Below are 11,186 nucleotides of genomic sequence, written 5' to 3' on the forward strand. Positions count from 1 at the left end.
GCAGGGGCGGTCACGGGAGCCTTTCCGGGGGCGGGCTGCGCCCCGTTCAGTACCGGTACGTGCGTCTTTCGCGCCGGCACCTCGTTGTGACCTTCGCCTGTCTTCGCACACTTCTTCGTCTGCGAGATTATGGGAGAGAAGTAGCTGCTCAGAAGTCCTTTGCCCCAGAGGCACACTCCTTGCCCCGCGCTCACTCCCTGAAACGGATTGGACAAGGCGACGGGTGTCACACGCATGATGGAGGGACTTCTGAGCAGGGTTTCCCGTTGGAAATCGTCGCCAGTTCCCTAGAAGGAGTGCCATGAGGATCGGAATCGTCGGAGCCACCGGCCAGGTCGGCGGTGTGATGCGAGGGATTCTCGCCGAGCGGAACTTCCCCGTGGAGCAGCTGCGGCTGTTCGCCTCGGCGCGGTCCGCCGGTCGTACGCTCCCGTGGCAGGACACCGAGATCACGGTCGAGGACGCGGCGACGGCCGACTACTCGGGCCTGGACATCGTCCTCTTCTCCGCGGGCGGCGCGACCGCCAAGGAGCTGGCGCCCAAGGTCGCGGCGGCCGGTCCGGTCGTGATCGACAACTCCTCCGCCTTCCGCCGTGACCCCGAGGTCCCCCTTGTGGTCTCCGAGGTGAACCCGCACGCGGTGGCGGACCGCCCCAAGGGCATCATCGCCAACCCGAACTGCACGACGATGGCCGCGATGCCGGTGCTGCGCCCGCTGCACGACGAGGCCGGCCTCACCGCCCTCGTCGTCGCCACCTACCAGGCGGTCTCCGGCTCCGGCCTGGCCGGCGTCGAGGAGCTGGACGAGCAGGCTCGCAAGGCCATCGACCAGGACGCGACCAAGCTGGCGCACGACGGCTCGTCGATCGACTTCCCCGAGCCGAACAAGTACGTCCGCCCCATCGCCTTCAACGTGCTCCCGATGGCGGGCTCGATCGTGGACGACGGCCTCAACGAGACCGACGAGGAGCAGAAGCTCCGCAACGAGAGCCGCAAGATCCTGGAGATCCCCGAGCTGAAGGTCTCCGGCACCTGCGTGCGCGTCCCGGTCTTCTCCGGCCACTCCCTCCAGGTCAACGCGCGCTTCGAGCGCCCGATCAGCCCCGAGCGGGCGACCGAGCTGCTGGCGGGCGCGCCCGGCGTGGCCCTCTCCGACGTGCCCACCCCGCTGGAGGCCGCCGGCCAGGACCCGTCCTACGTCGGCCGCATCCGCAAGGACGAGACGGTCGAGCACGGCCTGGCGCTCTTCCTCTCCAACGACAACCTCCGCAAGGGCGCGGCGCTCAACGCCGTCCAGATCGCGGAACTGGTCGCCGCCGAGCTCAAGGGCTGACGCCCGCCCGGTACGACCGCGGGGCCCGTACGGATCACCTCCGTACGGGCCCCGCCGTTTCAACGTTCCGTCAGAGCGCCAGGTGCCGCCGCAGCGCCGCGTCGATCTTGGCCATCCGCGCCCTCGGCACCGCTCCGACGCGCTGCCTCATACGCTCCGGCGCGACCGCACGGACCTGCTCGCACTGGGCCTTGGAGTCCTTGGCGAGGCCGCAGTCACCAGCCGGCAGCAGCACCTGGAACGCGAGCACCCGAGCGGTGTTCGACGTCAGGGGGACCACTGTGATCACGCCTCGGCCGTGCCGCTCCACAGACGAGTTCGCCGCGTCGTTGGACACGATGACGGCCGGGCGCGCCTTGTTCGCCTCGCTGCCCCTGACCGGCTCGAAGTCGATCAGATAGATGTCACCGCGGCGCATCGGCCAGCCCGTCGGCGGCCGCCTGGTCCCAGAGCGCAGCGTCCTCGCTCGCGTCCCATTCCTCGAAGGCTTCCGTGTACTCCGCCTCCAGCTCGGCGGCGCGCAGCATCTCGATGGCGGCGTGTATCACGGCGGACCGCGACTCGGCTTCCGTTCTCGTGGCGTACTCGTCGACGAAGGCCACGTCCTCCTGTGGAAGGCTCACACTGATCTTCATGCCATCAATGCTACCCAGGTAGGAAGATCCTTACTACCTGGAATACCACTCGCCGTCCAGGGGGCCCGGCGTGGAAGGATGGCGGGAACGTCGCATGCAACGCATACCGGAGGAGATGACCGCGTGCCTGGCACGAATCTGACCCGCGAAGAGGCGCAGGAGCGGGCGCGCCTGCTGACCGTCGACGCGTACGAGATCGATCTGGATCTGAGCGGCGCGCAGGAGGGGGGCGTATTCCGGTCCGTGACCACGGTGCGTTTCGACGTGGCCGAGGGCGGTGCGGATTCGTTCATCGATCTGGTGGCGCCGGCCGTGCACGAAGTGGTACTCAACGGCGCGCAGCTGGACGCCGCCACGGTGTTCCAGGACTCGCGGATCGCGCTGACGGGACTGCGGTCCGGACGCAATGAGCTGAAGGTCGTGGCGGATTGCGCCTACACCAATACGGGTGAGGGGCTGCACCGCTTCGTCGACCCGGTGGACCAGCAGGCTTATCTGTACACGCAGTTCGAGGTGCCGGACGCCCGGCGGGTATTCGCCTCCTTCGAGCAGCCGGACCTCAAGGGCACGTTCCAGTTCACGGTGAAGGCGCCCGAGGGCTGGACCGTGGTGTCCAATTCCCCGACGCCGGAGCCCAAGGACAATGTGTGGTCCTTCGAGCCGACGCCGCGGATCTCCAGCTACATCACCGCGCTGATCGTCGGCCCGTACCACGCCGTGCACAGCAGTTACGAGAAGGACGGGCGGCGGGTGCCGCTGGGCATTTACTGCCGGCCCTCGCTCGCCGAATTCCTGGACGCGGAGGAGATTTTCGCGGTCACCCGGCAGGGATTCGACTGGTTCCAGGAGAAGTTCGACTACGAGTACCCGTTCGCGAAGTACGACCAGCTCTTCGTGCCGGAGTTCAACGCGGGCGCGATGGAGAACGCGGGCGCGGTCACCATTCGCGACCAGTACGTGTTCCGGTCGAAGGTGACGGACGCGGCGTACGAGGTGCGCGCGGAGACCATTCTCCACGAGCTCGCGCACATGTGGTTCGGCGATCTGGTCACCATGGAGTGGTGGAACGACCTGTGGCTGAACGAGTCGTTCGCGACGTACACCTCCATTGCCTGCCAGGCATACGCGCCGGGGAGCAAGTGGCCGCATTCCTGGACCACTTTCGCGAATTCCATGAAGACGTGGGCGTACCGGCAGGACCAGCTTCCCAGCACGCACCCGATCATGGCGGAGATCCGCGATCTGGATGATGTGCTGGTCAATTTCGACGGCATTACGTACGCCAAGGGCGCGAGCGTGCTCAAGCAGCTCGTGGCCTATGTCGGGATGGACGAGTTCTTCCGCGGCGTGCAGCAGTACTTCAAGGCGCACGCGTACGGGAACACCCGGCTCTCCGACCTGCTCGGCGCGCTGGAGGAGACCTCGGGCCGGGACCTGAAGACCTGGTCGAAGAAGTGGCTGCAGACGGCCGGCATCAACATCCTCCGCCCCGAGGTCGAGACGGACGCGGCCGGCAACGTCACCTCCCTCGTCATCCGCCAGGAGGCCCCCGCGCTCCCCGAGGGCGCGACGGGCCAGCCGGTGCTGCGCCCGCACCGCATCGCGGTCGGCTGCTACGACCTGAAGGACGGCAAGCTGGTCCGCTCGGACCGGATCGAGCTGGACGTGGACGGCGAGCGCACCGAGGTGCCGTTCCCGGCGAACACCCCGCGCCCGGCCGTCATCCTGCTCAACGAGGACGACCTCTCGTACGCCAAGGTCCGCCTCGACGAGGAGTCCCTGAAGACCGTCACCGCGCACCTCGGCGACTTCTCCGAGTCGCTGCCGCGCGCGCTGTGCTGGGCCTCGGCCTGGGACATGACCCGGGACGGCGAGCTGGCCACCCGCGACTACCTGGAGCTGGTGCTGTCCGGCATCGGCAAGGAGTCCGACATCGGCGTGGTGCAGTCGCTGCACCGCCAGGTGAAGCTGGCGCTGGAGCTGTACGCCGCGCCGGAGTGGCGCGAGACCGGCCTCGCCAAGTGGACCGACGCCTGCCTCAAGCAGCTGCGCGCCGCCGAGTCCGGCAGCGACCACCAGCTGGCGTGGGCCCGCGCGTTCGCCGCGACGGCCCGTACGACCGCGCAGCTGGACCTCCTGCAGAACCTCCTCGACGGCACGGAGGAGATCACCGGCCTCGCCGTCGACACGGAGCTGCGCTGGGCGCTGCTGCAGCGGCTGGCCGCCACCGGCCGCGCCGACGAGAAGGCCATCACGGCCGAGCTGGAGCGGGACCGGACCTCGGCGGGCGAGCGGTACGCCGCGACCGCCCGCGCGGCCCGCCCGACGGCCGAGGCCAAGGCCGAGGCGTGGGCGTCGGTGGTCGAGACCGACAAGCTCCCGAACGCCGTGCAGGAGGCCGTCATCGGCGGCTTCGTCCAGACCGACCAGCGCGAGCTGCTGGCCCCGTACACCGGGAAGTACTTCGACGCGCTGAAGAGCGTGTGGGAGGCGCGCAGCCACGAGATGGCGCAGCAGATCGCCGTCGGGCTCTACCCCTCGCTCCAGGTCTCGCAGGAGACGCTGGACGCGACGGACGCCTGGCTCGCCTCGGCGGAGCCGAGCGCGGCACTGCGCCGCCTGGTGACGGAGAACCGGGCGGGGGTGGAACGGGCCCTGAAGGCCCAGGCAGCCGATGCCGCTGCCGCGGCCTGAGCCGACGTACGCGGGTGCCCCGCCCCTCCGCGCTCGGCTCCCCCTGCGCTGTGGCTGAGCGCGCAGTTCCCCGCGCCCCTTAAGGGGCGCGGGGAACTGCGCGGGCAACCCACGCGGCGGGACGGTCGCGCGCGGAGGGGCACCCCCTCCTTCGTGGTGCCGTCCGGCGTCGGCGCGATCGTGCGCGGCCGTCCGCCGGACGAGTCGTGCGGAACGACGTCAGCCGTTCACCTCATCGAAGCGGCGGCGCAGTTCGGCGCGGCCGGCTTCGGTCAGCTCACCGTGCACACGCATACGGGCGAGGCCGCCGTCCGGAAAGACATCCAGCCGGACGTGCGTGGCGGTCACTGCGCGCGGCAGCGCGAACCGGTGCGGCGTGTCCGGCTGCAGCTTCGCCTTCGGCAGGATCTCGAACCACGAGGACTCGTCCTCGGGGGTGCCGTCGCAGCCGTACAGCGCCGCCCAGCCCGCGGAGTTGCCCTTGAGGTACGCCGTGTCGATCTCGATCGCGCGGATCTCGCCCTGCGCGGCGAGGCGGAAGCGGACCCAGTCGTTGGTGCCCTTGACGCGGCGGCGGCGGTTCTCCCAGCCGTCGTCCATCTTGCGGGACAGGTCGGGCTGAATGATCTGGGTCGGCGAGGAGTAGAAGCGGTCCGAGGCGTCCTCGACCGCGCCGCCGTTCAGTACGGACGCCAGGTCGATGGTGCCCAGGACGTCCAGCCACGCCGGGTCGGCCACGACCTCGCCGTGCACGCGGAGGCGGGCTATGCCGCCGTCGGGGTGCTGCTTGAGGCGGAGGTGGGTGAAGCGGCGCTCGGCGGTGACCTCGAAGCCGTTGGCGGCGTGGCCGCGCACCGGCGTGCGGGGGACGATCTCCTCCCACTTCACGTCGTCGGCGAGCAGCTCCTCCGGGCTCGGGCTGCCCGGTACGGAGGTGGCCTCGACGGTGACCTGCTGCGGGTAGTTGCCGCGGAAGTGGGCAGTGTCGACGATGACGCCGCGGATCACGCCGGGGACGGCGAGGCGGATCAGCGCCCAGTCGTGCTCGTCGTCGGTCGGGAAGGGGTGGTCACCGTCGGCGCCGCGGCGGCGCCGGGTCTCCCAGCCGTCCATGATCTTGCCCTTGTGCCCGAAGTGCTCCGGGTCGAACACGGCGCGCTCGCGCTTCAGCAGGTTCTCGCGCTCGGCGAAGAACTCGTCGTTCGCGGCGATGACACCGGCACCGAAGCGGCGGTCGGCGAGGTCGACGAGCGAGGTGAAGGCGTAGTCCCCGTCGCGGTAGTCGGCGTAGGGGTCGCCACCGCCGTACGGGGCGGCGTCGTTGGCGTGCGGATCAGTGGAGGAGGCGGCCGGGGTGGTGGTCATCTCTGCCCTTCGTCGTCCGGTGGTGGGAGCGCCCGGAAGCGCTCATTACTGACCTTCGCAGAGGTGTTCGGGCAGGTCTATCGAAAGTTTCTGGAGTGGCCTTTAAGGCGAGCTGAAGGATCGGGGGACGGGTCGGCGACCGGCTACTGGTCGGACAGTCCCGCCGCCACGTGCCGCAGCGCGGCCAGCACCTTCGCCATCCCCGGCGCGTCCTCGGCCCCCCGGCGCACCGCCGCGATGACATGACGGCGCGGCTGGTCGGCGTGGAGCACCCGGACCGCCACCCCGGCGCCGCCGCGCTCCGGCCGCATCGCCATGCGCGGGACGAGCGCCACGCCCATGCCCGCGGCGACCATCGCCAGGATCGCCGCCCAGTCGGCCGCCGCGTGCGCCTGCTCCGGTACGAACCCGGCGCTCTCGCAGGCATTGGTGGTGATCTGGGACCACGGTCCGCTGCGCCCGAAGATCCACGGCTCGCCCGCGAGATCGGCCAGCCGCAGCCCCGGCTCGGCGGCCAGCGGGTGCCCGGCCGGCAGCGCCACGTCCAGCGGGTCGGCGAGCAGCGACAGCCGGGCGAACTTGGGGTCGCGCGGGGTGGGTGCGTGCGCCGCGAGGGAGAGCGCGAGGTCCACGCTGCCCTCCGAGAGCAGCTCGTACGCCTCGGCCGCCTCGGCCTCCCGTACCCGTACGACCAGGCCCGGATGGGTGCGCCGCAGCTGCTCGACGGCCGGCACCACCAGCGCCGGGATCGCCGTGGAGAACGCGCCGACCTGCACCTCGCCGGCCTCGCCCTGCAAGTACCCGAGCAGTTCGGCGTCCGCCCGCTCCAGCTGCGCGAAGACCGCGTCGGCGTGCCGGAGGACGAGGTGGGCCGCGTCGGTGAGGCGTACTCGCCGGCCGTGCGCCTGCAGGAGAGTCACCCCGAGCTGCTTGGCGAGCCCGGTCAGCTGCTGCGAGACCGCCGAGGGCGTCATGTGCAGCGCCTCGGCGGTCGCGGTCACCGTGCCCAGCTCGCCGAGTGTGCGCAGGATACGCAGCTTCTTGATGTCCCAGTCGGCCATGCGGGCAGCGTATGCGGTCACCGGCCAGCTCTTCGCGGTACACCGGCGGCGAGCACCACGCCGCCCAGGATCAGCACCATGCACAGGATCTGCACCGGGCCCGTGTGTTCGTCGAGCAGCACGAGGGAGAGCAGGGCGACGCAGACCGGCTGGAGGTAGTAGACGGCGCCCGCGCGGGCCGCGCCGACCAGCGCGATGGCCTTGTTCCAGGTGAAGAAGGCGACCGCGGAGGAGAAGATCCCGACGTAGAGGAGCGGGCCGACCGTGTCGACGCCGAGCGCGAAGCCGCCCTGCACGGTGAGGCTGACGGCGTAGGCGGGCGCCAGCAGCACCGTGCCGATGAGGAAGGTCACGCAGAGGAAGACCGGGCCGGCGAGCTCCGCGGGCTTGTGGCGCACCAGTGCGCTGTACCCGGAGAAGCAGGCCATGGCGGCCAGCATCCACAGCCCGCCACCGGCCAGGTCCAGCCGGAACAGGGCCGTCGGGTCGCCCTTGCCGAGCAGGGTGAGGACGCCGGCGGTCGCGACCAGCATGCTGGCGGCGCGCCGGGGGCCGATCCGCTCGCCGCCGCGCCCGAAGCGCCCGAACAGCGCCATCAGCGTGGGCGACGCGGCCATGATCATGCCCATGGTGCCGGCCGTGGTGGTCAGCCCCGCCTGGTGGACCAGGGTGTTGTAGAGGGAGACCCCGAGCAGCGAGGCCAGGAGGAGGAAGCGGAAGTGGCGGCGGATGAGCGCGCGTTGCCGCCAGACCTGCGGGAGCGTCATCGGCGCCACAACGAGCAGCGCGATCACCCACCGCCAGAACACGGCCTGTACGGGCGGCACGTCGTCGTGCAGCGCCCGGGTCGCGACGAAGCTGCCGGACCACAAGACGGTGGCGGTCAGCGCGAGCGCGAGGCCGGTGAGCGCGGCGCGCCGGGCGGCGGGGCGTACGGACCGGGCTTCGCTCCCGGTCCGTACGGCTGCTTCGTTCTCCAGGGCTGTCACGGCTTCCCTTCGGTCGGTGCGGATCGCACCTACCGTGACAGCCCGGAATCCATCAGGTCCATCGAATGTTTCTGACGATTCCTTTCAGGCAAACTGAAAGTAAGCCCGAAAGGAGGAGGCGTCAGCCCTGGCGGGCCGCCTTGCGGGCCTCGCGGGCCGCGAGCCGCTCGTCGAACTTGCGCGCCTGGTCGTCCAGGCCGCCCAGGTAGAGCCCCAGCTCCTCCTGCGCCTTCAGGCCCTCGGGGCCCAGGCCGCCGATCTCCAGGACCTTCAGGAAGCGCAGCACCGGCTGGATCACGTCGTCGTGGTGGATCCGCAGGTTGTAGATCCCGCCGATCGCCATGCGCGCCGCGGCCCGCTCGAAGCCGGGCATCCCGTGTCCGGGCATCCGGAAGTTCACGACCACGTCGCGCACGGCGCACATGGTCTGGTCGGGCGCCAGCTCGAAGGCCGCCCCGAGGAGGTTGCGGTAGAAGAGCATGTGGAGGTTCTCGTCCGTGGCGATGCGGGCGAGCATCCGGTCGCAGACCGGGTCGCCGGAGTGCCGTCCGGTGTTCCGGTGTGAGATGCGGGTCGCCAGCTCCTGGAAGGCCACGTATGCCACGGAGTGCAGCATGCTGTGGTTGTTGTCGGACTCGAAGCCCTCCTCCATGTGCGCCATGCGGAAGCGTTCCAGCTGGACCGGGTCGACGGCGCGGCTGGTCATCAGGTAGTCCCGCATGACGATGCCGTGCCGGCCCTCCTCGGCCGTCCAGCGGTGCACCCAGGTGCCCCACGCGCCGTCCCGTCCGAAGAGGGTCGCGATCTCGTGGTGGTAGCTGGGGAGGTTGTCCTCGGTGAGCAGGTTCACGACCAGGGCGGTGCGGCCGATGTCGGTGACCTTGGACTGCTCGGGCGCCCAGGGCTCACCGCCCATCACGCCGTCGAAGTTCCGCCCGTCGCTCCAGGGCACGTACTCGTGCGGCATCCACTCCTTGGCTATCGCCAGGTGGCGGTTGAGTTCCTTCTCGACGACCTCTTCGAGCGCATAAAGGAGCTGAGCGTCACTCCAGGCGGTCTGGCCGCGCTCTCCGTCATGGTGGGCGGGGGCGATGGTCATACGGGGGTCTCCTGGGGACGTGGAGAAAACCTTACGGGACCGTAGGTTACGGCATCGTAGGTTAGTTCCACGTCAAGACGCATCGCCAGAGCAACAGGGCGAATCGTCGGAAAATGGACCCTGTCGGCACGACAAAAGGCGCCGAACGGTTCCTGCGAACCGTTCGGCGCCTTGCAGTCTGTGGTGGTGAGCCCGGAAGGCCGGGGGTCAGCTCTTCTCGGCCTTGCGGGACTTGTCGCCCGCCATGACCAGGCCGGCGATGACCAGGAAGAGGACGATGGGCAGCGCGACGTAGAGACCCAGCGTCTCGACGACGCTCAGGCCCGGACCCGGGTCGTCACCGTCGTCGCGGGTGAGCGCGAAAGCAGGGGACGACATCAGCAGCATCAGCGCGGTACCGGCGGTGATCGTTCCGGCGCGCAGGGCGTGGTTCTTGACCTTGTTGCTCACGTACCTCAACGTATCGGACGCCTGAACGACCCGCGCGCTCGGGGTGCCCTAACGGCTGACCTCGCCGCCGACCTCTCCGTCCGGTACGGCCCCTGATCCGTCCGGTACGGCCTCGAACTCGCGCATCAGCGCCCGCAGCCGCGGCGACTCCATGATCTCCTCCAGCGTCACCGGCCGCCCGTCCGGCGCCGCGACCGGCAGCCGCCAGTTCGGGTACTCGACCGACGTACCGGGGAGGTTCTGCGGCCGCCGGTCGCCCACCGCGTCCGGCAGCCACACGCCGACCATCCGGGCCGGGGACCGCAGCAGGAAGCGGTGCAGCGCCGCGACCGCCGTCTCCTCGTCGGCCACGGCGTCCCCGGTGGCCGCGCCCTCGGGCAGCAGCCCCAGCCCGACCAGCCACTCCAGCCAGGTGGCGACCTCGGCGGCCTCGGCGGCCCGCGCCTCCTCCAGCGAGCCGTCCAGCAGGCCGATGCGGTGCCGCAGCTCGGTGTGCTCGCCGGTCAGCCGCCCGGCCGTGCTGGGCAGGTCGTGCGTGGTGACGGTCGCCAGGCAGTCCGCGCGCCAGTCCTGCGGCGGCAGCGGCGGCTGCCCCTCGGCGGTCCAGTCGCGCTCGAACCACAGGACGGACGTACCGAGGACGCCGCGCCCCTCCAGCGCCTCGCGCACCCCGTTCTCGACCGTCCCCAGGTCCTCGCCGATGACCGTGGTGCCGGCCCGCGCCGCCTCCAGCGCCAGGACGGAGAGCATCGCTTCGGCGTCGTACCGGACGTAAGCGCCCTCCGTGGGCGGCCGGCCCTCCGGGATCCACCACAGCCGGAACAGGCCCATCACATGATCGATACGGAGCGCGCCCGCGTGCCGCAGCAGGCCGCGCAGCAGCGCGCGGAAGGGCGCGTACCCGGTCCGCGCGAGCGTGTCGGGACGCCACGGCGGCAGCCCCCAGTCCTGGCCGCGCGAGTTGAAGGCGTCCGGCGGCGCGCCGACGGACATGCCGGCCGCGAAGGCGTCCTGCCGGGCCCAGGTGTCGGCCCCGGTCGGATGGACCCCGACGGCCAGGTCGTGGACCAGCCCGACGCTCATGCCCGCCTCGCGTGCGGTGCGCTGCGCGGCGCCGAGCTGCTCGTCGGTGAGCCAGGCGGCCCTGCGGTGGAAGTCGACGCGGTCGGCCAGGGCACGCCGCATCCGCTCCGTGCGGGCCGAACGCGGGTCGCGCAGCCCGTCGGGCCACTTGCGCCAGTCCGGGCCGTGCTCCTCGGCCAGTGCGTACCAGGTGGCGTGGTCCTCCAGGTCGCGGCCCTGGACGGCGCGGAACGCCTCGTACGCGGCTTGCCGGGACGTGCTCAGCGGCACGGTCCGCAGCAGCTCCAGCGCTTCCTTCTTCAGCTCCCAGACCGCGTCCCGGTCGATCAGCGCGCCGTTCTTCAGGACGGCGTCCCGCAGCGTGGCGGCCATCCCGGCCAGCTCGTCGGCCCGCTGCCGGGCCGCGCCGGAGAGCTGCCCGAATTCGGGCACGTCAGCGATCCGCAGATGTACGGGGTCGGGGAAGCGGCGCGAGGA

At 70.8% G+C, this 11,186-nt stretch carries 10 protein-coding genes; 2 read left to right on the plus strand and 8 right to left on the minus strand.

Annotated features, from left to right (window positions below):
- The first annotated feature begins 301 nt into the window (after window positions 1-301).
- Complete coding sequence (locus CCS38_RS33325; RefSeq protein WP_223737130.1) at window positions 302-1,333, plus strand: aspartate-semialdehyde dehydrogenase; 1,032 nt, start codon at window positions 302-304, stop codon at window positions 1,331-1,333.
- Window positions 1,334-1,403: 70 nt separating this feature from the next.
- Here CCS38_RS33325 and CCS38_RS33330 read toward each other — a convergent pair whose 3' ends face one another.
- A complete protein-coding gene (locus tag CCS38_RS33330) occupies window positions 1,404-1,751 on the minus strand; it encodes a type II toxin-antitoxin system PemK/MazF family toxin (protein ID WP_223737132.1) in 348 nt (115 codons plus the stop codon).
- Complete coding sequence (locus CCS38_RS33335; RefSeq protein ID WP_223737134.1) at window positions 1,738-1,968, minus strand: ribbon-helix-helix domain-containing protein; 231 nt, start codon at window positions 1,966-1,968, stop codon at window positions 1,738-1,740. The genes CCS38_RS33330 and CCS38_RS33335 overlap by 14 nt, the downstream gene beginning before the upstream one ends.
- 123 nt (window positions 1,969-2,091) lie before the next feature.
- On the opposite strand from CCS38_RS33335, the gene pepN reads away from it, so the two are divergent.
- Window positions 2,092-4,662 carry an aminopeptidase N gene (pepN, locus tag CCS38_RS33340; RefSeq protein ID WP_223737136.1) on the plus strand — a complete coding sequence of 857 codons (2,571 nt, stop codon included), beginning with the start codon at window positions 2,092-2,094 and terminating at the stop codon, window positions 4,660-4,662.
- A 219-nt stretch (window positions 4,663-4,881) separates the two neighbouring features.
- On the opposite strand, the gene alc is transcribed toward pepN, so the two are convergent.
- From alc to malQ, 6 genes are all read right to left on the minus strand, one after another.
- Window positions 4,882-6,027, minus strand: coding sequence for an allantoicase (gene alc, locus CCS38_RS33345; RefSeq protein WP_223737138.1), 1,146 nt, complete (start codon window positions 6,025-6,027; stop codon window positions 4,882-4,884).
- Window positions 6,028-6,170: 143 nt separating this feature from the next.
- Window positions 6,171-7,088 (minus strand): LysR family transcriptional regulator, encoded by a 918-nt coding sequence (locus CCS38_RS33350; RefSeq protein ID WP_223737140.1) that lies wholly within the window; start codon window positions 7,086-7,088, stop codon window positions 6,171-6,173.
- A gap of 17 nt (window positions 7,089-7,105) precedes the next feature.
- Window positions 7,106-8,077: a DMT family transporter gene (locus CCS38_RS33355; protein ID WP_372457188.1), complete on the minus strand. Its 972-nt coding sequence runs from the start codon at window positions 8,075-8,077 to the stop codon at window positions 7,106-7,108.
- 121 nt (window positions 8,078-8,198) lie between these two features.
- Window positions 8,199-9,176 (minus strand): acyl-ACP desaturase, encoded by a 978-nt coding sequence (locus tag CCS38_RS33360; protein ID WP_223737142.1) that lies wholly within the window; start codon window positions 9,174-9,176, stop codon window positions 8,199-8,201.
- Window positions 9,177-9,383: 207 nt separating this feature from the next.
- Entirely contained in the window at window positions 9,384-9,626 is a 243-nt protein-coding gene (locus CCS38_RS33365; RefSeq protein ID WP_223737144.1) for a hypothetical protein, read from the minus strand.
- A gap of 48 nt (window positions 9,627-9,674) precedes the next feature.
- Window positions 9,675-11,186: 4-alpha-glucanotransferase (gene malQ / locus CCS38_RS33370; protein ID WP_223737147.1), on the minus strand; the 1,512-nt coding region annotated here is incomplete at its 5' end.

Source organism: Streptomyces purpurogeneiscleroticus (genome assembly GCF_020024005.1).
GTDB lineage: Bacteria > Actinomycetota > Actinomycetes > Streptomycetales > Streptomycetaceae > Streptomyces > Streptomyces purpurogeneiscleroticus.

What these genes read in the sequence shown, in the direction of transcription:
- CCS38_RS33335 (WP_223737134.1), bottom strand. Translation starts at nt 1,968, where the DNA reads ATGAAGATCAGTGTGAGCCTTCCACAGGAGGACGTGGCCTTCGTCGAC.
- alc (WP_223737138.1), bottom strand. Translation starts at nt 6,027, where the DNA reads ATGACCACCACCCCGGCCGCCTCCTCCACTGATCCGCACGCCAACGAC.
- CCS38_RS33350 (WP_223737140.1), bottom strand. Translation starts at nt 7,088, where the DNA reads ATGGCCGACTGGGACATCAAGAAGCTGCGTATCCTGCGCACACTCGGC.
- CCS38_RS33325 (WP_223737130.1), top strand. Translation starts at nt 302, where the DNA reads ATGAGGATCGGAATCGTCGGAGCCACCGGCCAGGTCGGCGGTGTGATG.
- CCS38_RS33360 (WP_223737142.1), bottom strand. Translation starts at nt 9,176, where the DNA reads ATGACCATCGCCCCCGCCCACCATGACGGAGAGCGCGGCCAGACCGCC.
- CCS38_RS33330 (WP_223737132.1), bottom strand. Translation starts at nt 1,751, where the DNA reads ATGCGCCGCGGTGACATCTATCTGATCGACTTCGAGCCGGTCAGGGGC.